The sequence below is a fragment of the Kitasatospora sp. NPDC058965 genome, assembly GCF_042741245.1.
GTDB lineage: Bacteria > Actinomycetota > Actinomycetes > Streptomycetales > Streptomycetaceae > Kitasatospora.
Window position 1 is genome coordinate 1 of the sequence record NZ_JBHYKG010000078.1, and the last position, 22,263, is coordinate 22,263.

Here is a 22,263-nt window from a genome sequence, read left to right on the forward strand (position 1 = left end):
ACAGGCCGGCCGCCAGGCCGCCGACGTGCGCCCGCCAGTCGATCCCGGCTCGCCGAGCCGAGTCAGGGTCAGGGCCCGGCCCAGGAGCGCGGGCCGGGCAGGGCGGCCAGGTTCCACAGGGTCACCTTGCCGATGCTGTCCGTGCTGAGCAGCAGGGAGGTCCGCGGGACCTGTTGGAGGGTGGTCGTGTCGTCGGTGACGTCGAGGTGGGTGTCGAGGTAGCCCGACTGGTTCCGGATCGTGGTGACGAGTCGGCCGGTGCCGATGTCCCAGATGTAGATCCGGCCGGTCGCGTCCCCGCCGGCCAGCAGGGAGCCGTTGTCGTTGAGCGCCAGTGCACTGACGGCGGTGTGCCGGCCCGTGCCGGGCACGGTGAGGGTGCGTTCGACGGTGTGGGTGGAGACGTTCCACAGCTGGACGGCGTCGGCGAAGCCGGGGTTGCCGGGGAGCGCGACGGGCAGCGCCATGGTCCGGCCGTCCGCGCTGAGCGCGAAGCTCCCCGCGACCGGGTACGTGCCCGTGGCCGTGACCGCTCCCGTGGCGGCATCGACCAGGTAGGTGCCGTTCCCGGTCGACAGGGCGATCATCCGGTCCCCGTCGACATAGGCGACCCGTACCACCCCGACGTCCTGGCCGGTCTCGTCCGGGGCCTTGAACGTGCTGGGGGCCTGGTCGGCGCCCGCGGCGGTCACCTTCCACTGGCAGACCGTCGGGCTGTCGTGCACCGCGGCCAGCAGACGCGTGCCGTCACTGCTGAACGCGAGGTCGGCGACGTAGGTGTCGCCCTGCCCCGCCGGCAGTGGCAGGGTGCTGACGATCCGGTGGTCCGGAACGCTCCACAGGAGGACTGGGGTGCCGTGGGTGCGGCCGGCGGCACCGGCGTTGCCCGCCACGGCCACGAGCCGGCCGTCGGGGCTCATCGCGAGCGCGGATGTGCTGCCGAGGTCGAGGTGCCAACTGGTCAGCAGCTCGCTGGTCGTGCTGCTGTACAGGTAGGTGGTGTCCCCGCCGGTGGTGACCACGACGGTCTTCCCGTCCGCGCTGACCCGGCCGGCGTCGAGGTCCCCCGGGGCGACGGTGAGGTTGAGGGCGACGGGCGCTCCGGTCGGGTGCTGCTGCAGGGACGCGTTGATCAGCAGCATGGCGGTGCCGGTGACGACCAGTCCGCCGACCAGGGCCGACACGCAGGCCAGCACCGGTACGCCGAGCGGTGCCCCGGCCGGGCGCGACACCGGCTCCGCGGGCGGTCCGCCGCGCAGGTCCACGTCCGGCACGCCGCCCAGTCGGGCGACCTCGAAGAGCGAGAGCAGGGTCACGACGACCGGTCCGCCGTAGAAGAGCAGCAGCTTCGGCAGGGTGTCGGGGCCGTCCGCCTGCTGCAGGAGCAGCACGAACCGGGGCTGCAGCCAGACCAGGACCACGGTCGCCACGGGCGCGAGCAGCGGATGCCCCTCCGCTGCCCGGAACAGGCTCTTGACCGAGTCCCGGGTGCCCACCGCGGCGACCAGGGCCAGCGGCACCACGAGACCGAACAGGAGTACTCCCATGAGCAGTGTGAGCAGCACCCCGGCGTGGAAGGAGAAGATCAGCCGCCAGCCGTAGATCCCGATCAGGAACGGGGCGAGCACCGCCGCGAGGTACACCAGCATCGTGCGCGCGGGGACCAGCAGTCGCAGCGCCGCCCGCCCTCGCGCCCCGGAACGCGTGACCACCAGCAGGAAGACGCCGACCGCCAGGACGGCCACCACCGTCGAGACGACGCCGGCCAGCAGCGACAGCAGGTGCGTGAGCGGGTTGAACTCGGAGCTGCCCACCCCCTCGGTCACCAGGGCCACCGTCACCACGACGGCCAGCCCGAGCAGGTTCCGGGCGAGTGAGAGGCGGGCCAGGAGGGTGTCCTCCTCGACCCACCGATTGCTGTCAACGGTGCGGAAGAGGCTGTGGGCAGCCTCGGCGGAAGCGCTCTGCGGTCTCCACATGCCAGCATCCCCCCAGCGCCCGCTCCCCGTGCGGCAGCCCCGACACGTGTCCGGGCGCGGATGACGTGGCGTCAACGCTAGGGCGGGGCCGGGACGGCTGTCCCGGCCTTCGACCTTTTCTCACGGAGCCCGGATTGCTCTGGGGGGCGCACTCGTCGGCGCGGTGGCCGAGCGCGCTCGCCAGGTCCGTACCGGTGTGCGCCGGGCGGCCGGACGGGCGGCGGGCTCAGCCGATCTGGTGGATGTCGGCGGCGGTCAGGACGCCGTTGGTGACGGTGTAGGTGCCCTGGAAGACCTTGACGGAGCCGTCGGTCTGGGTGGCGTAGAGCACCGCCCGGACCGTGCTGGAGTCGAACTCGCTCACCGTCCCCAGGCTCACCGCGGCCGTGGTGGCGAAGCCGGCCACGTACTGGGAGTAGCTGGAGCCGGCGATGTTCGCACCGCCGAGTGCCCAGGCGGCCGCGTAGTTGTGGTCGGTGATGTCCTGGTAGTACTGCTGCACCACCGCTGCCGCATTGGTGAACTGCGGCGCGGCGCGGGTGACCGTGGCGGGCGGCCGTGCGGTCACGGTCGTCGGCGGGGCCGGGGTGACCGTCACCGTGGGTGTCGGCTGCCGGGTGACCGTCACCGTCGGTGTCGGGGGCGGCGTCGGGGAGGGCGTCGGGGTCGCGGTGACCGTGACCGTGGCGCTCGGCGTGGTGCCGGTGGGCGCGGCCGTACTGGACTTGCTGTCGCTGCCGCAGGCGGTCAGGGCGGCCAGTGCGAGCAGGGCGGCCGCGAGCAGGCCGGTGGCGGCGGAGCGGTGGGTGGGCATGGGGAACCCCCGAGCCAGGACGAGGCGAGAGGACCGGACACCGCTCCGTCCAGCCTAATGGCGGCCGCCGCCGCCCGCTGCGGTGGCTACTGGCCCAGCAGGTGGGCGAAGTCGGTGCCGAGGTTGGCGACCTTGGTGAGGTCGCCGAGGTCGCTGATCGCGCCGACCGGGATGGAGTAGGTGTGCTCCTGCTTGGAGGGGGCGGGGTACTCCTCGGCCCAGGCGGGTGCGGTGGTGAGGGCGGTGGCGGTCAGCAGCAGGGTGGTGACGGTCGCTCGGACGGCGGCGCGCATGGCGGGACTCCTGGGGTAGGGGGCTCAAGGGCTCAACGCGCAGGGGACCGGGCGAGTCACGGGATGGCCCCCATCCGCACTAATGCACTAGTGCGCAGAATCCCCCTGGTGCCCCCTAATGGCAGTATCAGGGCCGTCCCCTAGGGGGAAATCAGGGTTGCTGCACTAGCTGCGTACGCCGTACATTCGAGGTATGTCGAAGACCACGCTCTCGAAGAACACGAACGTCCTCGTCTCGGGCGGCAGCATCGCCGGCCCGGCCCTGGCCCACTGGCTGACCCAGGCGGGCTACACCGTGACCATCGTCGAGCGGGCGCCCGCGCCGCGCCCCGGCGGGCAGACCGTCGACCTGCGCGGCGCGGGTCGTACCGTCGTCTCGCACCTGGGGCTGATGGAGCAGGCCCGCGAACTCGCCGTCGACCAGCGCGGCCTGATGCTGGTGGACGCCGCCGGGCAGCCCACCGCCACGATGGCGGCCGACGCCTTCGGCGGCGAGGGCATCGTCTCGGAGATCGAGATCCTCCGCGGCGACCTGGCCGAGCTGCTGCACCGCTCCACCGCCGACCGGGTGGAGTACCTGTTCGACGACACCGTCACCGCGCTGGAGCAGGACGAGGAGGGTGTCACGGTCAGCTTCGAGAAGGCCGCGTCGCGCCGCTTCGGCCTGGTGATCGGGGCGGACGGGACCCACTCGGTGGTCCGCTCGCTGGCCTTCGGGCCCGAGTCCCGCTTCCTGAAGCCGCTGGACGTCTACACCGCCTGGTTCACCGTCCAGGAGGACTTCGGCCTGGACGGCTGGTTCCAGATGTTCAACGCCCCCGGCGGCCTGGTCGCCTCCGCCCGCCCGGGCCGGCTGCCCGGTGAGACCAAGGCGGGCCTGAGCTTCCGCTCGGTGCCGCTGGCCTACGACCGCCGCGACACCGCCGCCCAGCGCGAGCTGGTGGAGCGCCGGTTCGCCGGGGTGACCGGCTGGCAGGTGCCCCGGATGCTGCGGGCGATGCACCGGTCGGACGACTTCTTCCTGGACTCGCTGGGCCAGATCAAGCTGGACCGTGCCTCGCGCGGCCGGGTGGCGCTGGTCGGCGACGCCGCGCACTGCCCCACCCCGCTCACCGGTCTGGGCACCAGCCTGGCGCTGGTCGGCGGCTACGTGCTGGCCGGCGAACTGGCCGCCGCCGACGGCAACCACCAGGTGGCGTTCCGCCGCTACGACGAGGTGATGGCCCCGTACGTCAAGCAGGCGCAGGAGCTGCCGCCCGGCGGGGTCAACGGCTACGCCCCGGAGAGCGCGCTGTCGATCCGGATGCGCGCCGCCTCGATGCGCGCGATGGGGCGCTGGCCGATGAAGCAGATCCTGACCAAGCAGTTCGCCAAGGCCGGCGACATCGCCCTGCCGGAGTACGCGCTCGCGGGCGCCGGCGCCGCGCTCGCGTGAAGGGCGCCCGCCGATGCCCCGTCAGCTGCGCCGCCGGACCCGTCGCAGGGCCGGAGTGCGGCGGCGCAGGCGGTGCAGCACGGAGCGCTGGGCCTGGCGGACCCGGTGGTGGCGGTCGAACTGCTCGGCCAGCCAGTGCGAGCGGCGCTCCACGTCCAGCTCGTCCAGCAGCCGCCCGACGTTCGCCAGCAGTGCGCCGTGCAGCTCCCAGCGGGCCGGCTCGGCGGTGGAGCGGCTGAGCAGCAGCTCGGACACCGCCGCCTGCTCGCGCCGGCCGGCGGCCAGCGAGCGGCTCAGCTCCGCCTCGGCCAGCTCCGCGTTGGCGGCCACCTGGGCCGTGACCAGCCGCCCGAACCCGTCCACCGCGTGCGCCAGGTGGCCGAACAGCCGGTTCAGCCGACCCGCCTCCTCGCCCGCGTACGGAGTCGCACCGCCCTGGTCGCGGGCCAGGTCGGTGAGCGAGCGGCAGAGCGTGCGCAGCACCACCGCGCAGACCTCCAGCGTGTCCAGCCCGCTGCGCATCACCAGCCGGGTGAGCTCGCCCTGGCGCACCCGCGGGTGCAGCCGCAGGCTCTCCTCGGCCCGCGAGAGCTCGGTGTCCACCGCCGCGATCTCCCGGTCCAGCGCCCGGGCCTCGCCCAGCCAGTGCTCGGTCAGCGGCAGCTCGGGGCGCGGGCGCGCGGCGATGTCGGTCAGCAGCCGGGACATCCGGGCCGCCAGCTCCTCGATCGCCTCGCCGGCCGGCTGCACGTACACCGGCGGCGGCACCACCAGGTTGAGCAGGACGCCGACGGCGGCGCCGATCAGGGTCTCGGCGATCCGGTCCCAGGCGGTCTCGGCGGCGTGCGCCACGCCGAGCACCAGCATCCCGCTGATCGCCACCTCGGGGACGAACTCGTCCACCCGCAGCAGGTGGCCCAGGACCAGCGAGACCAGGATCAGCAGCCCCAGGCTCCACCAGGTGAGCCCGGCGAGTTCGGTGAAGCCGAGCGCCACCAGCACCCCGGCCACCACGCTGACCACCCGGCGCGCCCCGGAGGTGACGGTGGCGTACAGCGTCACCTGGACCACCAGCAGCGCGGTCAGCGGGGCGAGCAGCGGCGCGGAGCTGCCGGTCAGCGCCAGCGCTGCCACGTAGGCCAGCACCGCGGCCACCGTGGCCCGGGCGGTCTGCACCACCAGGGGCTCTCGCCGGCGGCGGACCAGGTTCACCACGCTGTCGGGCACGGAAGTGGCAGGCATGCCCAAGGCATCCCCAGGAATCCGCGCGGTCGAAGCGGGGCCGTGCGGGTGAGCTCGCAGCAGGGTCGAGCTCGAAGCCGGGTCGTGCGGGTGAGCTCGCAGCGGGGCCGTGCGGGTGCGCTCGCAGCAGGGCCGTGCGGGGTGCGCCGGGCCCGGCCGGACCCGCGCCGCTCCCGTCAGGGCATCGCCACCGCGTGCAGGCACTGGGCCTGCGCGCCGTCGGCCGCCTCCAGCAGCTGGGCCGCGCCCAGCTCGTCGATGGTGACCCGGAAGTCGCCCTCCTCGTTGGCGTAGACCGGGCAGCCGTCGGCCCGGCCCGAGGTCCAGTGGACGATCACCACCCGGGCCGGCGCGTGGCAACCGACCGGTCCCGGCAGCGACACCGCGTAGCGCTGGACCACATTCACCTCGACCGCATCCACCTGGACCGACCTCCTCACGGGCGCGCTGCCAACGGGGCACATCTGCCAACGGAGCAAACCCGTATGACCCGGCCGCCGACCGGGTCCCACTGGTTCGCCTGCCCACTGTGGGCCGGGTTCAACCCGTCGCGGCACCCCGGTCCGCCCCTGTCATCCCAGTGCGGCCAGCAGGTCCGCCCCGGACCAGCGGCGTGCGGTGCCCGGCGCGGCCCGTTCCGCCTCGTGCACCAGCTCCACCAGCCGTGCGCAGGCGGGTGCCCGCAGCCCGTGCCGTTCGGCCAGCGCGACCACCTCGCCCTGCAGCGCGTCCACCTCGGTCGGTCGGCCGCGCCGCAGGTCCTCCCACATCGAGGAGCGGGCCTTGGCGTCGATCCGCAGCGCGGCCCCGGCCAGCCGCTTGAAGAGCGGGTCGGGCAGCCCGAGCAGCAGCGGCATCCGGGTCGGCGGGACGGCGCCCAGCTGCGCGGGGGAGAGGCCGGCGGCCCGGAACGCGGCGAGCGCCTCGCGCTGGCAGCGGGCCAGGCACACCCGGTAGGCGCGTCGGCCGAGCTGCTCGCGCAACGGCAGGTCGGAGAGCGCGTTGACGGCGTTGTTCAGGTTCATCAGCAGCTTGGCCGCCTGCACCCCGGGCATGTCGGGGTGCGCGGCCACCCGCAGTCCGGTCCCCGCGGCGGCCGCCAGGAAGGCGGCCGCGTGCGGCGAGTCCGCCAGCAGCACCTTGCCGCCGCTGCCCTGGTGGAAGGCGGCGGGGCCGGTGCGGACCACGTTGTACGGGACCATGCCGGCCAGCACCTGGTGGTCCGCCAGTTCGGCGCGGAGCAGGGCGGGGTTGTGCAGGCCGTTCTGGAAGCTGATCACCACGGCGCCCGGGGACAGGTGCGGCGCCAGCTCGCGGGCGGCGGCCACCGTGTCGGTGGACTTCACGGTGACCAGCACGTAGTCCGCGCCGGCCGCCGCGCGGGCGTCGGTCGCGAGCTCCGGGCGGCGGGTCACCCGCAGCGCCTCGCCGGGCCCGGTCAGGGTGAGCCCCTCCCGTTCGATCGCGGCCATCGCGCCGGGGCGGCCGATCAGCACCACCTCGGCGTCGTCGGCGAGCAGGCCGCCCAGGTGGCAGCCGATGCTGCCGGCGCCGAGGACGGCGATGCGCGGACGGGCGGGAGTGGGCACGGACGGGCTCCTCGGCTGGGGTGGTCGGTCGAACGGCGGTGGCAGTCGGTCGGCAGCGGGCGGTGCTGGTCGGTCGAACGGCGGTGGCAGTCGGTCGGCAGCGGGCGGTGCTGGTCGGTCGGAAGCCGGTGGCGGCCGGTGGCGGCCGCCGGCGGTCAGTCGAACAGGTCCGGGTCGGAGGCGGTGATCTGGTCCCAGAGCGGGCGGGCCTGGAACCAGCCTGCCAGGTGGGTGCCGAGCTGCCCGCGGGTGGTCAGCGCGGTCTCCCGGTCGATCAGCTTGGGGGTGCCGGCGGCCATCGCCAGCAGCTGGGCCTGGCAGGAGCGCTCCATGGTGACGAACCACCAGACCGCCTCGGCCACCGACTGGCCCACCGTCAGCAGCCCGTGGTTCTGCAGGATCACCGCCTTGCAGCTGCCGAGCGCGGCGGCGATCCGCTTGCCCTCCTCGGTCTCGTTGACCACGCCGCGGTAGTCGCTGTAGAGCGCGTGGTCCTCGAAGAAGGCGCAGGCGTCCTGGGTGATCGGGTCCAGCGGGATGCCGAGGCTGGAGAAGGCCTTGCCGTACAGGGAGTGCGAGTGGGCGGCGGCGATCGAGTCCGGGCGGGCGGCGTGGACCTGGGAGTGGATGACGAAGGCGGCCTTGTTGACCAGCCGGTTGCCGTGCAGCAGGGTGCCCTCGTGGTCGACCAGGATCAGGTCCGAGGCCTTGATCTGGTGGAAGGACATGCCGAACGGGTTGACCCAGAACCAGTTCGGGTTCTCCGGGTCGCGCACGGTGATGTGGCCGGCCACCCCCTCGGAGAAGCCGAACCTGCCGAACAGCCGGAAGCCGGCGGCCAGTTGCTCCTTGCGGTACTGCCGCTCGGCCTCGACGCTGTCGAAGGTGGGCGGCAGCGGGACCTCGATGTCGGCCGGGGCGGGGCCCACGGCGGCGGCCAGCAGCGCGGCGGGGGTGGGTTCGGTGGTCATGACTGGGCTCCTGGGGGTGTGCACAGCGCGGACACGCCGAAAGATACACAGATGTATCCGATACGTCGATGTATCGAGCGAGGTCGGTCCCGGTGCGGGCGGCGGTAGGGTGAGCCGCGTCGACCCGCGAACACGAGGAGCAGCGATGCCGAAGGGTGTCACCGGCCGCCGTCCCCGGACCAGGGCCGCGCTGCTGGCGGCCGCACTGGCGACCTATGCCGAGCACGGGTTCCACGCGGCCACGATCGAGCAGGTCTGCGAGCGGGCCGGGTTCACCCGGGGCGCCTTCTACTCCAACTTCTCCAGCAAGGAGGAGCTCTTCCTGGCGCTCTTCGACCAGCACAGCGAGCGGGTGCTGGCGGGGGTCGCCGAGCGGATCGAGGCGCTGCCGGCGGGAGAGGTGACGCTGCGTTCGCTGGTCGGGATCCTGGCCGAGATCGAGCCGGCCGAGCGCGACTGGTACCTGGTCACCACCGAGTTCACCCTGCACGCGATCCGCGACCCGCAGGCCGCCTGGGTGCTGGCCCAGCACGACGCGCGGCTGCGGGCCACGCTGGCCCGGGGGCTCACCGACTACCTGGCCCGGGTCGGGCGCACCCTCACGGTGCCCGCCGACGAACTGGCCCGGTTGCTGGTGGCGATCCGCGAGGGCGGCCTGGCGCAGAGCTACGTGGAGCCGACCGAACTGCCGCCCGGGCAGTTGGAACGGCGCTTCCTGGAGCCGCTGCTGACGGCGCTCAGCGAGCCGGTCGACCCGCTGGACGCGCCGAGTTCACGCGAAGTTCACTGACAGTCCGTCCGCGACCCAGGTCGGCGATCGTATCTTTCCCACCGTAAGTTGTTCATACAACTCTGGATGGAGAGTCGTGATCGACACGCTGGGCTCCGCCGATGTGGTGATCATCGGTGCTGGGATCGTCGGCCTCGCGCACGCCTACGAGGCGGTGGAGCGCGGTCTGTCGGTGGCGGTGGTGGAACGGGCGGACCGGGCGACCGGGGCCTCGGTGCGCAACTTCGGGCACGCCTGCGCCACCGCCCAGGCCGGGGACGCGCTGCGCTACGGCATCGAGGCCCGTGAGCGCTGGCTGAAGCTCTCCGCCGCGGCCGGCTTCTGGGCCCGCCGCACCGGCACCGTGATGGTCGCCCGGGCCGAGGACGAGCTGGCCGTGCTGCGCGAGTTCGCCGAGCTGCGCGGTGGGGACCAGGTCCGGCTGCTGGGCGCGGCCGAGCTGCGCGAGCGGGTCCCGGTCGGCCCGGACGCGCTGGGCGGCGCCTTCCTGCCCGGGGACCTGCGGGTGGACCAGCGCGCCGCGGCCGGCGCGATCGCCGCCCACCTCGCCGAGCGCGGGGTCGTCTTCCACTGGACCACCAACGCCTTCGGCATCGAGTCGGGCGCGGTGCACACCACCCGCGGCACGCTGCGGGCCGGCCACGTGGTGCTGGCCACCGGGCACGACGTGGACCGGCACTTCCCCGAGCTGGCCGAGCGGTTCCAGGTGAAGCGCTGCGTGCTGCGGATGCTGCGGGTGGACGACCCGCACGGCCGGGAGATCGAGCCGGCCGTGCAGACCGGCTTCTCGCTGCTGCGCTACAGCGGCTTCGAGGCCTGCCCGAGCCTGCCGGCGGTGCGCGAGCGGCTGCACCGCGAGCAGCCGGAGCTGATCGGCATCGGGCTCAACCTGATGTACACCCAGCGGCCGGACGGCAGCCTGACGATCGGCGACACCCACGCCTACGACACCACGCCGGCCCCGTTCGACCAGGAGGAGTACGACGCCCTGGTGCTGCGGGAGACCGCGGGCCTGCTCGGCGTCGAGCGGCTGACGGTCCGTGAGCGCTGGCGCGGGGTGTACGGGTCGGGCGTCAACCCGTTCCTGATCGAGGCGCCGGCCGAGCGGGTCCGGGTGGTCGCGGTCACCTCCGGGATCGGCATGACCACCGCGCTCGGCCTGGCCCCCGAGGTGCTGGACGGCCTGCTCGCGGAGTGACCCGCGCCCGGCGTGCCGGACCCCGCGAGGGGAGGGCCCGGCACGCCGCGCGGGACACGCCCGGGAGCCACGCGGGACGCGCTCGGCACGCCGCGCCCGCGCTGCCCGGTACGCCGCGCCCGCGCTGCCCGGTACGCCGCGCCCGGCGCGTCCGGCAGCCGCGTCCGCCCCGCCCGGCACGCCGAACGCCCGTGCGTCCGCGATGTCAGTGCAGGTCGAGAAGATGGAGGCATGAAGGACGCAGCCGTTCTGGCCTCCCCCGACGCCTATGCCGATGCCGTCGCCACCGCCGTGCAGGCGGCCGCGGCCTACTACGCCGACGGCTCGACCCCGCTCGGCGACGACGAGTACGACGCCCTGGTGCGCGCCATCGAGGCCTACGAGGCGGCGCACCCGGAGCAGGCGCTGCCCGACTCGCCCACCGGCAAGGTGGCCGGCGGCGCCGCGGTCGGCGACGTGCCGCACTCGGTGCCGATGCTCTCGCTGGACAACGTCTTCTCCGCCGAGGAGCTCGCGGGCTGGGCCGAGGGCCTGGAGCGCCGGCTCGGCCGTCCAGTTGCCGCCTGGTGCGTGGAGCCGAAGCTGGACGGGCTGGCGGTGGCCGCCCGTTACCGGGCGGGCCGCCTGGAGCAGCTGCTCACCCGGGGCGACGGCCTGGCCGGCGAGGACATCAGCCACGCCGCCGACGCGGTGCTCGGCCTGCCCGAGCGGCTCGCCGAGCCGGTCGACCTGGAGCTGCGCGGCGAGGTGCTGCTGACCCAGCGCCAGTTCGAGCACGCCAACCGGGTGCGCACCGAGCACGGCGCCACCCCCTTCGCCCACCCGCGCAGCGGCGCCGCCGGCACGCTGCGGGCCAAGGACCGCCCGTACCGGATCGAGCTCACCTTCTTCGCCTACGGCGCCGTCGGCCTGGACGACATGGACCACGTCGCACTGCTGGAGCGGCTGGCCGCGCTGGGCGCCCACACTGCCGCCGGCACCCCCGCGCACCCGGTGCGCTGCACCACGGTCGAGGAGGTGCAGCAGCGGGTCGAGGAGATCGCCGGGCTGCGCGACAGCCTGGAGTTCGGCATCGACGGCGTGGTGGTCAAGGCCGACGCGGCCGCCGACCAGCAACAGGCCGGGTCCGGCTCGCGGGCGCCGCGCTGGGCGGTGGCCCGCAAGCTCGCGGCCCAGCACAAGGTCACCCGGCTGCTCGCGGTCGAGTGGAACGTCGGGCGGACCGGCATCGTCGCCCCGCGCGCGGTGCTGGAGCCGGTGGTGATCGACGGGGTCACCGTCACCTACGCCACGCTGCACAACCCGGCCGACATCACCCGGCGCGGACTGATGATCGGCGACCAGGTCTTCGTCTACCGCGCGGGTGACGTGATCCCGCGGGTCGAGGCGCCGCTGGAGGCGGAGCGCACCGGGGCGGAGACGGCGATCGAGTTCCCCCGGGTCTGCCCGCGCTGCGGGGACGCGATCGACACCTCCGAGCAGCGCTGGCGGTGCGTGCGCGGGCGCGGCTGCCAGGCGGTGGCCTCGATCCGCTACGCGGTCGGGCGCGACCAGCTGGACATCGAGGGGCTCGGCGGCACCCGCGCGGTGCAGCTGGTGGAGGCCGGCCTGGTGGCGGACGTGGCCGACCTGTTCGCACTCACCCGCGACCAGCTGCTGGGCCTGGAGCGGATGGGCGAGACCAGCACCGACAACCTGCTGGCCGCGATCGAGACCGCCCGCTCGGCCCCGCTGCACCGGGTCTTCTGCGCCCTCGGGGTGCGCGGCACCGGGCGGACCATGTCGCGCCGGATCGCCGCGCACTTCGGCAGCATGGCGGCGATCCGGGCGGCCGACCAGGAGACGCTGGCCGGCGTGCCCGGCATCGGGGCCGAGAAGGCCAAGGTCGTGGTGGCCGAACTGGCCGAGCTCGGGCCGGTGCTGGACAAGCTGATCGCCCAGGGGGTCGGCACCGAGGTGACCGAGCCGACCGCCCCGGCCGCCGCCGGCGGCGGCGCCGAGGAGGCGACCGGGCCGCTGGCGGGCGAGGCGGTGGTGGTCACCGGCTCGATGACCGGGGCGCTGGCCGAGCTCTCCCGCACCGAGATGAACGAGCTGATCGAGCGGGCCGGCGGCAAGGCCTCCTCCTCGGTCTCCAAGCGGACCACCCTGGTGGTGGCGGGGGAGAAGGCCGGCTCCAAGCGGGCCAAGGCCGAGGAGCTGGGCGTGCGGATCCTGGCACCCGAGGAGTTCGCCGCGCTGGTGGCGGAGTACCTGGGCTGACGGCCCGGTTGACGCCCCGGTCGGTGTCCCGGCCGGCGCCCCGGCGGGCGCCGGGTCAGCCGCTGACCCCGACCGCGTGCCCGACGGTGGCGCGGTCGGTGACGAAGTCCAGCATCGCGCGCGCCACGTCCGCCCGGGCGATGCTGAAGCCGCCCGGGCTGGCCTCGATCGCGTGCCGGTAGCGGCCGGTGCCGGGCTTGTCGGTCAGCTTGGGCGGGCGGACCGAGGTGTAGTCCAGGCCGCTGGCGCGCAGCGCCGCCTCCATCGCCTCCAGGTCGGTGTAGACCTCGCGCAGGATCGCCCAGAGCAGCGGCGAGGCGATCAGCCGGGTGGGCAGTGAGTCGCCGGTGCCGGCCCGGTTGAGCGGGGCGGCGCTGGTCACCAGGATCCGGCGCACCCCGGTGGCGGTCATCGCCTCGATCGCGGCCCGGGCCGAGCTGGAGGCCGGCTTGAGCGGGTCGTGCCGGCCCGCCTGGCCCATGCCGGAGACCACGGCGTCGGCACCCTCGACCGCCGGGGCGAGTGAGGCGGGGTCGAGCGCGTCGCCGCGGACCACGGTCAGCCGGTCGTGGCGGACCGCGAGCCGGGCCGGGTCGCGGACCACCGCGGTCACCTGGTGCCCGCCGGCCAGGGCCTGGGACACGAGCTGCTTGCCGATGCCGCCGGTGGCACCGAGGACGGTCAGCTTCATGACGGGGCTCCCTTCGTGGGTGGGTGAGTATTCACTCACCCCTCCAAGGTGAGTGAATACTCACCCACCTGTCAAGTAGGATCCGGTCATGGCAGCGAACCCTGCAGTGAACCCACCTCTGACCGGCGGCGCGCTCACCCAGGCGCGGATCCTCGACGCGGCGGCCCGGCTGATGAGCTCGGTCGGCCTCACCCGGACCACGACCAAGGAGATCGCCCGGGAGGCGGGGTGCTCGGAGGCGACGCTCTACAAGCACTTCCGGGACAAGGAGGAGATCTTCGTCCGGGTGCTGCACGAGCGGCTGCCCCCCTTCACCGAACTGCTGGCCGAGCTGCCGGCCCGGGCGGGCAGCGGGGAGGTGGCCGAGCACCTGGCGGAGGTGGCCCGGATCGCGGTGCCGTTCTACCGGCGGTCCTTCCCGATGGCCGGGGCGGTGGCGGCCAGCGCGGACCTGCTGGCGGCGCACCGGGCGAAGCTGGACCTGGCGGTGGCGGGGCCGCACATGCCCTCGGCGCACCTGGCGGACTACCTGCGGGCCGAGCAGGAGCTGGGGCGGGTGGCGGCGGGGGTCGACCCGCAGGCGGTGGCGACGATGCTGATCGGCGCCTGCTTCCACCGGGCCTTCCTGACCCTGTTCTTCGCCGACGGCGAGGAGCTGGTCGGGGCCGAGCAGCAGCGCGCGTCGGTCCGGGCGGAGCACGACGAGGAGTTCGTCGCAGCGACGGTCGGGGCCCTGCTCGGGCCGGTGCTGGCCTGACCGGCGGTGGCCTGACCGGTGGTCCGATGCCGGCACGTCGGCCGGGGATCGGCCTGGCGGTGGGTCAGGGCTGGGCGGTCAGCAGCCCCGGCAGGTCGGCGAGGAAGGCCGCGACGGTCTTCTTGCCGGCGCCCCAGTCGTAGAGCTGCCCGCCGAACTCGGCCTCGACGCGCACCGCGGTGCCGGTCGCGCCGAGCAGCGCGGTGACGGTCAGCGTGCCGCCGAAGGTGCGCCAGTCCGACGGGATCGCGGCCTCCAGGGAGCAGCCGTTGGTGTGCTGGGTCACCTGACGCAGCGCCAGGCGGTGGCGGGCCAGCGAGCAGAGCGCGGCGACCAGCACCCGGCCGACCGGCTCGTCGAACTCCGCGGTCCGCTCGGCCCCGGCCCGCAGACCCCAGCGCAGGCCGAGCCGGTGCCCGCGATCCGCACCCCGCCCGATCGCCGAACCGATGAACGGCAGGTCCTGGAAGTCGGCCAGGAACTGCGCCGCACTCGGCACCGCGTCGACCACCGGCACGCCGGCCGCGGCGATGACGGCCCGCACGGCCGGCTCGGCCAGCAACTGGTCGAGCCGGTACTCCTCGGCCCACGCGGGGGCGGCACTGGTGCTCATGTCGGATGATCTTGCCGGTTCAGGTGGCACCCGGGCAACCGGGTTCGGCCGGCGGCGCTACCGGGGGAGCCCGTTGGTGGCGCTCAGGACGTCGCCCTGGAGCGGGGACCCCGTCGCGCGCCGGAGGGCGCCGATGGCCGGGTCGGCGAGGGAGACGGTGAGGGTGTAGGGCGGCGGGCCGGTGATGGTGTTGTTCGAGTCGATCGGCGGGCTGAGGCGCTGTTGGACGGCCAAGGCGTCGATGCCCGGGCAGAGGGCCTGGGCGGGGAGCGTGACCTCGACGATGGCGCCGTCCGGCTCTCCGATGCTGATCTTGCCCTGCGGGGTGCGGGCCGTGCCGTCGGCGAGGGTGACGGGCAGGCCGTACGCGCCGCCGACCAGCCCGTCGGGGCCCTCGATCTCCACGGCCACACCCTGCGGACCCAGCGGCGGGGACAGGTCCAGTGACCGGTGCGCGCCCGGTCCGAGCATGAGGTCGATGGTGAAGTGCCCCGGATCCGGCGGCTCCTGGGAGAACCCGTAGGAACTGAGGGCGAGTTGCGGTCCGGGCAGCGGGGTGCCGGACTGCCCGTCGGCGAAGGCGACGGGCGCGGGGCCTGCGGGTGCGGAGGTCGCCGTCGGGGTGAAGTGGTGGAAGCCGTGCACGCCGCACTTGCTGCCGTCGGAGGTCCCGCCGCCGCTCAGCGCGGTGTCCGTCGACGGACGCGGAGAGCCCGGAGCGTGCGAGGGCAGGATGTCCCGCGGGGAGTTGCCGAGGGAGAGCAGGCCGTTGCCCGGCCCGACGCCGAGGGCCACGACCGTGGCGGTCACGACGGCCGCGGCCAGGACCCACGGACCGAGCCTGGAGGCGAACCGGGCCCGTCCGGTCCGCGGTCGGGCCGGGCCGGGAGCACCGGGTGACCAGCGGCGGCCGCCCGGGTCCACCGGCGGCTCCAGCCGCCAGCGTGCCGCGAGGACCCGGGTGCGTGCCGCCGGTTCCTTGACCGTGGCGCCGCGGACGAAGTCCTCGTCCAGGACGAGCCGGTCGAACGGGTCCGCGGCAGTCGGCTCCGGCTCCGGCTCGTCGGAGGGGCGCGGGTCGGGGTCTTCGGCTATCGGCACCGCGTCAGTATGCCGGGCCGGCCCGACGCTCCGGCCGGTGAGGTGGCCTGCTCAGGACCGGAGGGCTCCTAGAGGTTCTGCTCGGCCCAGATGATCTTTCCGGTGTCCGTGTACCGGGTGCCCCAGCGGCGGGACAGCTGGGCGACCAGGAAGAGGCCGCGGCCGCCCTCGTCGGTGGTGCGGGCGTGCCGCAGCCGGGGGGAGGTGTTCGAGGCGTCGCCCACCTCGCAGCTGAGCGAGTTGTGGTGGATCAGCCGCAGGCTCAGCGGCGGGGCCCCGTACCGGATCGCGTTGGTGACCAGCTCGCTGACGATCAGTTCGGTGGTGAACACCAGCTCGTCCAACCCCCACCCGGCCAGGGTGGCGGCCACCCGGGCCCGGGCCTCGGCCACCACGGCCGGGTCGGCGGGCAGCTCCCAGGTGGCGATCCGGTCCGGCGGCAGCGCCTTGGTGCGGGCCAGCAGCAGGGCGATGTCGTCCTCCCGCCGCTCCGGGGTCATCGCGCCCAGCAGGTCCTCGCAGGCGTCCTCCAGCCCCGGCCGGGCGGTGGCCAGCGCCCGGTGCAGCCGCTCGGCGGCCAGGTCCGGGTCGCGGGTGGCGTGTCCGAGCAGTCCGTCCGTGAAGAGCGCCAGCACGCCGCCCTGCGGCAGCTCGAACTCGGCCGCCTCGAAGGGCAGCGAGCCCACCCCGAGCGGCGGGCCGGTCGGCAGCTCCAGGAACGAGACCTGCCCGTCCGGGGTGCGCAGCGCCGGCGGCACGTGCCCGGCGCTGGCCATCACGCAGCCCCGGGTGACCGGGTCGTACACCGCGTACAGGCACTTGGCGCTGTGCGGCTGGTCGTCCAGCGGGTCGCCGGTGCGCGACTGCTCGTCCATCAGGCGCAGCACCAGGTCGTCCAGGTGGGCCAGCAGCTCGTCCGGCGGCAGGTCCATGTCCGCCAGGGTGTGCACGGCGGTGCGCAGCCGGCCCATCGCCGCGGCCGCGTTGATGCCGTGTCCGGCCACGTCGCCGACCACCAGGGCCACCCGGGCGCCGGAGAGCGGGATCACGTCGAACCAGTCGCCGCCCACGCCGCCGCGCGAGGAGCCGGGCAGGTAGCGGTGCGCCACCTCCAGCGCCTGGGTGAGCGGCAGCGCCCGCGGCAGCAGGCTGCGCTGCAGGGTGAGCGCGGTGTTGTGCTCGCGGGTGTAGCGCCGGGCGTTGTCCAGGCAGACCGCGGCCCGGGAGACCAGCTCCTCGGCGAGCGAGAGGTCCTCGGGCTCGAACGGGTCGGAGGAGTCCGAGCGGATGAAGACGGCCACGCCCTGCACCACGCCGCGGGCCCGCAGCGGCACGGCCATCAGCGAGTGCAGGTCCCAGCGGTCCAGGGTGTCCCGGCGCTTCGGGTCCTGGGCCAGCCAGGCCAGCGACTGCGGCTGGCTCGGGGCGTGCAGCACGGCCGAGCCCTCGGCCAGGCAGCGGACCATCGGCGAGCCGGGCGGGTACTCCGGCGGCTCGCCCAGCGCGGTGACCACCTCCGGATTGCCGGCCCGGGTGGACAGGTGGGCCATCCGGCGCAGCGGCACGGGCCCGCCCGGGGCCAGGATCGGCTCGTCGCCGACCAGCACCGGATCCAGCAGGTCCACGGTGGCGAAGTCGGCCAGCCGCGGGACGGCCACCGAGAGCAGTTCCTCGGCGGTGGTGGCGAAGTCCAGCGTGGTGCCGATCCGGGCCCCCGAGTCGGTGAGCAGGGCCAGGCGCTGGCGGGCGTGCCAGCGGTCGGTGATGTCCACCGCCATGTAGCAGATGCCCAGCACCCGCCCGGCGCCGTCGTCCAGGCGCAGGAAGGAGGTGGAGTAGGCGCGCTCGTGGTCGGGGTCGCCCGGCAGCCGGCCCTGGTACTCGAAGCCGCGCACCGGGATGCCGGTGGCGAGCACCCGGCGCATCTGGGTCTCGATCGCCTCGGGTGCGATGTCGGGCAGTACCTCGGACATCCGGCGCCCGAGCCGTGCGCTCAGCCCCAGCCCGGCCATCCGCTCCAGGGTCTCGTTGAGCCACAGGTAGCGCAGGTCGGTGTCGAGCACGGCGATGCCGTACGGCGAGTGGGCGAGGAAGCGGGAGAGCACCGAGTGGCTGGCGCCCCACCAGGGGGCACCGCCCAGGTCGAGCGCCGACAGGTGCCAGTGGGCGCGGCCGGAGACGTCGGTGAACCGGCTGCCCTGGACACCCAGCGTGAGCTCCGAGCCGTCCGCCCGCCGGACCCGCACCACCCCGGCCGGCTCGGCGCCGCGGGCGCTCCAGTCCAGGTCCAGCCGTTCGCCGGGGGCGAGCAGCTCGGCGGCGGGTCGGCCGAGCACGCTCTGCGGCGGGTGGCCCAGCAGCAGCGCGGCGGCGTCGGACCAGCCCACCACGACGCCCTGCTCGTCCAGCACCGCGCCGGCGGTCGGCAGCAGGTCGAACGGGAGGGTCGCCGGGGGGCGGTCGAGGCTGTCCGAGCCGGGCATCGGCGAGCCCTCCTGTGCGGGAGTGTGTGCTCAATTCTCCTGTGATCTTGGCTCGGCCGCCACTGTGCGTGAGCGAACGGGGGTCGGCGGCGGCACGGCGGTCGGGTGCGGAGCCGGGGCGAGGGGTGCGGCGGTGCGCCGGGGGGCCCCCCCGGCCCGCCGCGGGCCCCCGCCCCCCCCCCCCGCCCGGGAGAAACAGCAGCGCGGGACGCCCGGTCGGGCACCCGGGGCCACCGGCCCGGAGCGGGATCAGCAGGCGGTCGGCAGGTCCACCGTCACCGGGGTGTTGTACCAGGGGTACGAGGAGACGCTGAAGGTGGCGTGCACCGTGCTGCCGCAGGCGGCGTTCACGGTCAGCGGGTTGGTCTGCACCGTGCTGGCGGTGAAGATCACGCCCTGCTGGAGCTGGCCCAGCTGCTGGGTGCCCTGGGAGGCGGTCAGGGTGGTGGACAGCTGCTGCGGCTGCGGGGCCGGGCTGCCCGGGCTCGGCGGGCCGGCCAGGCTGATCTGCCCGGTCAGCGTGACGGTCCCGCCGTACACCGTGCCGCAGACCTTGGTCCACAGCCCCGACTGCAGGCCGCCGTAGCCGCAGGTGGTGACGGGCGCGGGGTCGGCGGGGGCGGAGGCGGCGGTCGCGGGGACGGCGCCGAGCAGCGACAGCGCCGCGGTGCCGGCGGCGAGCAGGAGCGTGCGGGTCATGAGTGGATTCTCCCTGATGTGTTCATGCTGGGTCAGCAGCGTGCATGCAGTGCGGCGGAGCCGAGAAGATCGGCGCCGTTGCAATGTGATATTTCACTTACTTCCCCAATGCTGCGCGTCCAATGCGTGAATGTCGCATGATCAGCTGATGTGCCGTCAGCTGCGGGATGTGGAGCGGAGGTTCCCGGATGCGGCGCGGGCCCGCCGCGCGGCGTGCGCGGCGGGCCCGGGCGGCGAGTGGTCAGTGGTTGTGCTGGGTCTGCTGGTAACAGGCCACGTCGTACTGGGAGTTCGGGCTGTAGTGGGTGCCTCCGTTGCCGGGGAGGGTCTCGTTGAACGGGGAGCCCGTCGAATTCGAGGCGTGGCCGGGCTCGGCCGTGGCGGACGGGGTCAGGCAGGTCTGGCTGGGCGGTCCCGTGCCGCTGGGGTTCGCGTTGCCGAACGCGAGGCCGGCGCCGCCGAGGCTGAGCGCCAGGGCCAGGAGTCCGGTCGCTACGCTGCGTAGCATCTCTGCTCCCGGATCGGTCCAGGACGTGCGGCCGGTCGACCGCACGCCCCCCGCTACCGGATACGCACCGGCGGCGCGGGCGGTTCAATCGGCCGGCGCGGCCGTCCGCACCGCGAGCGGCTCGGGTGTACTCCGTTCGGGCGCGGCGCGGTGGCGGGTTGCGCGGGGGCGCGCAGGGGCAGGGTGAGGAGAGCCGCGGTGGCAGCGGCGCGGAGGCCGCGGGACGCGACCGTGCCCCGCCGGGAGTCGGGAGACGTCATGGAGTCGGTGCCGTGGGAGCAGGGCGACCTGCGCTGGGTGTTCCCCGAACTGGCCGACACCGGGCCGGTCGCGGCGGCCCTGGCCGAGGCCGGCGCCGGGCTGCGGCAGCTGGGCGGCGAACTGGTCTACCACCAGTTGCTCGGGGTCGCCTCGCTCGGCGGGCACGTCGAGCGGGCGGGGCGGGAGTTCGTGGTGAGCCTGGCCTGCCCGCGGCGCTGCGCCTGGGAGCTGCGCTGGGGGCCGCCGTGGCAGGTGGTGGCCGAGGTGACGGCGGGGGACGCCGTGCTCGCCGAGCGGCAGAGCTGGTACGAGGAGCCGCTGCCCGCCGCGCGGGCGCTCGCGGCGGCGGTCGCGTGGCTCCAGGGGCAGGAGCAGGAGCTGGAGCAGGAGCAGGAGCAGGAGCAGGCTAGCCCTGTGAGGTGACGACGAAGACGATCGTCACCAGCACGAGGACCAGGGTGGCGGGCAGCACGATCAGCCAGACGAACCCCTGGGGGTGCCGGTCCCGGAACTTCGGCTGCGGTCGGATCCGACCGGCCGGGAGCGAGCGGGCGTACCACCAGTCGTTCAGCTGTTGCAGGTTGGTCCCGAAGTTCGGCGAGGGGTAGAGCTCGCTGTGCTGCAGTCCGGGCAGGTTGCGGCGGCGGCCGTTCCTGAGGTGGATGCGGGCCGTGTACCCGGCCCCGGCACCGCCGGGGACCTCGCGCACGTCGATCCACTGGATCTCCTGCCACGGGTAGCTGCGGCCGGAGCCGAACCAGGTGATGGTGATGCCGGCCGTGTCGACCGTCGTGCTGGCCCGGAAGGCCAGGTAGCCGGCGCCGGCGCCGAACAGCACGATGGCACCGGATATCCAGGCTCCCACCACGCCGATCCGGACGACGCACAGCAGGAGCTGCAGGACCGCGACGCCGATCAGGACGGCCAGCCGCCGCCCGGACACCCGGTACTGTTCCCGCCCCCGGAACCTCAGTTCGTTCACGGCGGGCACACTACTCCCGTGCCCCGGCGGGCGGCGGGGGCGGGTGCCGGGCTCAGTGGGGGCGCTGGGCGGTCAGCGCCCGGTTGAGGCGGCCGCGCCGGAGCAGGCGCTGCATGTCCTGCTCGGTGGGCCGGTTGTAGACGATGAAGTCGTCGTGCAGGTGGACCCCCGGGTGGTCGGCGACCGCGGCGACGGCGTCCCGAACCGTCGTCAGGTGGGCCGGCGTCAGCTGGAGCGGGCGCTCGTCGGGCTGGTACTGGGCGCCGATCGGGTAGTCGCGGCCGGGGCGCGTGGTCATCTCCACGTGGCAGCCGAGCACGTGGGTGACCGGGTGGCTCGCGGCGAAGGCGGTGAGCCGGTCCATGGTGGCCAGGAAGGCCGCGGTGTCGGCGATGTAGAGCCGGCCGGGCAGCACGGTGTCGCCGGTGAACAGGATCCCGGTCCACGGGTCGTAGACGGTGACCGAGGCCGCGTGGTGTCCGGGCGAGCCGAGCAGCCGCAGCTCGCGGCCGCCGAGGTCGAAGGCGACCTCCCCGGTCGGCCAGGTCTCCCCGAAGCCGAAGAACTCCCGCACCGCCTCCTCCTCGCGGCCGACGATCCGAGTGTCCGGACGGTCGGCGAACTGGGCGTCGGCGGCCACGTGGTCGCCGTGCCCGTGGGTGTGGGCGACGACCAACCCGTACTGCTCGCGCGGGTTCTCGGCCAGCCAGTCGGCGATCAGCCGGTCCACCGCGGCGCGCAGCGGGAAGAGCTCCGGCTCCTCGGTGGCACCGGTGTCCAGCAGCAGGGCGCGCTCGTTGCCGAACAGCAGGAAGAGGAAGGGCGCCTCGTAGTTGACCGTCTTGTCCTGGCGCAGGATCACCGTGTGCGCGTCGTAGCGGTGCTCCTGGAGCAGCGGGCCCCGGCCGGGCTCGGTGTGCGGGTCGCCGGCGTACCAGGAGACCTCCAGCGAGCCCTGCACGGGGGCGGCGGTGGTGAAGTCGAGCTCGCTCATGCGGTGTTCTCCTCGGTCGGGTGCGGGCGGGTGGGGGTGGTGGCGAGGAAGACGCGCACGTGGCGCCGGCCGGGGGCGAGCTCGCCCTGCTCGGCCCGGGCCAGGTACGGGGCCAGCAACTCCTTGAACTTGGCGCGCAGTTCGGCGCTCTCCTCGGCGGTGAGCACGGCCAGCGCGCTGAGCACGCCGGCGCCCGCCTGCCACTCGGGGCTCTCCTGGGCCACGGTGTCGGTGTGGTCCAGCACGGCCCGCACCTCGCGCTCCAGCACGACGCGTTCGAGCTGCCGGCGCAGCAGTTGGTCGCCGCTGCCGGTCAGCCGCAGGTCCGGGCGCCGGTCGGTGACCTGCCACTGGCGCTCGCGGCGGTCCCGGCCGGGGCCGGCCTCGCCGACGTAGCCGTACTTGGCGAGCTGGCGCAGGTGGAAGGAGCAGTTGGCCTGCGGCACGTCCAGCCGGCGGCCGCACTGGGCGGCGGTCAGCGGGCCGTGGGTGACGAGCAGTTCGAGCAGGTCCAGCCGGAGCGGGTGGGCCAGGGCTCGGATCGCCCGGGGATCGTTGATCTCCATGTCCCAAAGCTTACTTTGGCTTCCGGTGATGTCAA

Annotated in this window: 22 protein-coding genes; 6 read left to right on the plus strand and 16 right to left on the minus strand. The window is 74.4% G+C overall.

Features of this window, described 5'->3' with window-relative positions; all coding sequences use genetic code 11:
• Positions 1-68 precede the first annotated feature (68 nt).
• From ACFW1A_RS15665 to ACFW1A_RS15675, 3 genes are all read right to left on the minus strand, one after another.
• The gene (locus tag ACFW1A_RS15665) at positions 69-1,979 is read right to left on the minus strand and encodes a WD40 repeat domain-containing protein (RefSeq protein WP_380409240.1); all 1,911 of its coding nucleotides are present in this window, start codon (positions 1,977-1,979) and stop codon (positions 69-71) included.
• Between the two features lie 226 nt (positions 1,980-2,205).
• A complete protein-coding gene (locus tag ACFW1A_RS15670) occupies positions 2,206-2,793 on the minus strand; it encodes a hypothetical protein (RefSeq protein ID WP_380409242.1) in 588 nt (195 codons plus the stop codon).
• Positions 2,794-2,879: 86 nt separating this feature from the next.
• Positions 2,880-3,086, minus strand: coding sequence for a hypothetical protein (locus tag ACFW1A_RS15675; protein WP_380409244.1), 207 nt, complete (start codon positions 3,084-3,086; stop codon positions 2,880-2,882).
• Between the two features lie 193 nt (positions 3,087-3,279).
• On the opposite strand from ACFW1A_RS15675, the gene ACFW1A_RS15680 reads away from it, so the two are divergent.
• A complete protein-coding gene (locus tag ACFW1A_RS15680) occupies positions 3,280-4,521 on the plus strand; it encodes an FAD-dependent monooxygenase (protein WP_380409246.1) in 1,242 nt (413 codons plus the stop codon).
• A gap of 21 nt (positions 4,522-4,542) precedes the next feature.
• Here ACFW1A_RS15680 and ACFW1A_RS15685 read toward each other — a convergent pair whose 3' ends face one another.
• The 4 genes from ACFW1A_RS15685 to ACFW1A_RS15700 form a co-directional block, all read right to left on the minus strand.
• Positions 4,543-5,763 carry an aromatic acid exporter family protein gene (locus tag ACFW1A_RS15685; RefSeq protein ID WP_380409248.1) on the minus strand — a complete coding sequence of 407 codons (1,221 nt, stop codon included), beginning with the start codon at positions 5,761-5,763 and terminating at the stop codon, positions 4,543-4,545.
• 176 nt (positions 5,764-5,939) lie between these two features.
• Entirely contained in the window at positions 5,940-6,185 is a 246-nt protein-coding gene (locus ACFW1A_RS15690) for a DUF6296 family protein (protein WP_380409250.1), read from the minus strand.
• 150 nt (positions 6,186-6,335) lie between these two features.
• Positions 6,336-7,352, minus strand: coding sequence for a 2-dehydropantoate 2-reductase (locus ACFW1A_RS15695; RefSeq protein WP_380409252.1), 1,017 nt, complete (start codon positions 7,350-7,352; stop codon positions 6,336-6,338).
• Positions 7,353-7,507: 155 nt separating this feature from the next.
• Positions 7,508-8,323 carry a class II aldolase/adducin family protein gene (locus ACFW1A_RS15700; RefSeq protein ID WP_380409254.1) on the minus strand — a complete coding sequence of 272 codons (816 nt, stop codon included), beginning with the start codon at positions 8,321-8,323 and terminating at the stop codon, positions 7,508-7,510.
• Between the two features lie 145 nt (positions 8,324-8,468).
• Here ACFW1A_RS15700 and ACFW1A_RS15705 point away from each other — a divergent pair, with 145 nt between their 5' ends.
• From ACFW1A_RS15705 to ligA, 3 genes are all read left to right on the plus strand, one after another.
• Complete coding sequence (locus tag ACFW1A_RS15705; RefSeq protein WP_380409256.1) at positions 8,469-9,113, plus strand: TetR/AcrR family transcriptional regulator; 645 nt, start codon at positions 8,469-8,471, stop codon at positions 9,111-9,113.
• Between the two features lie 76 nt (positions 9,114-9,189).
• Positions 9,190-10,311 (plus strand): TIGR03364 family FAD-dependent oxidoreductase, encoded by a 1,122-nt coding sequence (locus ACFW1A_RS15710; protein ID WP_380409258.1) that lies wholly within the window; start codon positions 9,190-9,192, stop codon positions 10,309-10,311.
• Between the two features lie 231 nt (positions 10,312-10,542).
• On the plus strand, positions 10,543-12,573 hold the full coding sequence (ligA, locus tag ACFW1A_RS15715; RefSeq protein ID WP_380409260.1) for an NAD-dependent DNA ligase LigA: 2,031 nt from the start codon (positions 10,543-10,545) through the stop codon (positions 12,571-12,573).
• Between the two features lie 55 nt (positions 12,574-12,628).
• Here ligA and ACFW1A_RS15720 read toward each other — a convergent pair whose 3' ends face one another.
• Positions 12,629-13,264, minus strand: a complete 636-nt coding sequence (locus ACFW1A_RS15720; protein ID WP_380409262.1) for an NAD(P)-dependent oxidoreductase — start codon at positions 13,262-13,264, stop codon at positions 12,629-12,631.
• An 88-nt stretch (positions 13,265-13,352) separates the two neighbouring features.
• On the opposite strand from ACFW1A_RS15720, the gene ACFW1A_RS15725 reads away from it, so the two are divergent.
• On the plus strand, positions 13,353-14,021 hold the full coding sequence (locus ACFW1A_RS15725) for a TetR/AcrR family transcriptional regulator (protein WP_380409264.1): 669 nt from the start codon (positions 13,353-13,355) through the stop codon (positions 14,019-14,021).
• Between the two features lie 64 nt (positions 14,022-14,085).
• Here ACFW1A_RS15725 and ACFW1A_RS15730 read toward each other — a convergent pair whose 3' ends face one another.
• The 5 genes from ACFW1A_RS15730 to ACFW1A_RS15750 form a co-directional block, all read right to left on the minus strand.
• Positions 14,086-14,634, minus strand: a complete 549-nt coding sequence (locus ACFW1A_RS15730; RefSeq protein ID WP_380409266.1) for a hypothetical protein — start codon at positions 14,632-14,634, stop codon at positions 14,086-14,088.
• A 57-nt stretch (positions 14,635-14,691) separates the two neighbouring features.
• Positions 14,692-15,735, minus strand: coding sequence for a hypothetical protein (locus tag ACFW1A_RS15735; RefSeq protein WP_380409268.1), 1,044 nt, complete (start codon positions 15,733-15,735; stop codon positions 14,692-14,694).
• Positions 15,736-15,803: 68 nt separating this feature from the next.
• A complete protein-coding gene (locus tag ACFW1A_RS15740) occupies positions 15,804-18,218 on the minus strand; it encodes a SpoIIE family protein phosphatase (RefSeq protein WP_380409270.1) in 2,415 nt (804 codons plus the stop codon).
• A gap of 249 nt (positions 18,219-18,467) precedes the next feature.
• On the minus strand, positions 18,468-18,917 hold the full coding sequence (locus tag ACFW1A_RS15745) for a hypothetical protein (RefSeq protein WP_380409272.1): 450 nt from the start codon (positions 18,915-18,917) through the stop codon (positions 18,468-18,470).
• A gap of 241 nt (positions 18,918-19,158) precedes the next feature.
• Entirely contained in the window at positions 19,159-19,425 is a 267-nt protein-coding gene (locus tag ACFW1A_RS15750) for a hypothetical protein (protein WP_380409274.1), read from the minus strand.
• Between the two features lie 258 nt (positions 19,426-19,683).
• Here ACFW1A_RS15750 and ACFW1A_RS15755 point away from each other — a divergent pair, with 258 nt between their 5' ends.
• On the plus strand, positions 19,684-20,109 hold the full coding sequence (locus ACFW1A_RS15755; RefSeq protein ID WP_380409276.1) for a hypothetical protein: 426 nt from the start codon (positions 19,684-19,686) through the stop codon (positions 20,107-20,109).
• On the opposite strand, the gene ACFW1A_RS15760 is transcribed toward ACFW1A_RS15755, so the two are convergent.
• The 3 genes from ACFW1A_RS15760 to ACFW1A_RS15770 are packed head-to-tail and all read right to left on the minus strand — an operon-like array spanning position 20,093 to position 22,228.
• Positions 20,093-20,668, minus strand: coding sequence for a hypothetical protein (locus ACFW1A_RS15760; RefSeq protein WP_380409278.1), 576 nt, complete (start codon positions 20,666-20,668; stop codon positions 20,093-20,095). The genes ACFW1A_RS15755 and ACFW1A_RS15760 overlap by 17 nt on opposite strands.
• Before the next feature lie 52 nt (positions 20,669-20,720).
• Entirely contained in the window at positions 20,721-21,662 is a 942-nt protein-coding gene (locus ACFW1A_RS15765) for an MBL fold metallo-hydrolase (protein WP_380409280.1), read from the minus strand.
• Positions 21,659-22,228, minus strand: a complete 570-nt coding sequence (locus ACFW1A_RS15770; RefSeq protein WP_380409282.1) for a winged helix-turn-helix domain-containing protein — start codon at positions 22,226-22,228, stop codon at positions 21,659-21,661. The genes ACFW1A_RS15765 and ACFW1A_RS15770 overlap by 4 nt, the downstream gene beginning before the upstream one ends.
• Between the last annotated feature and the right edge of the window lie 35 nt (positions 22,229-22,263).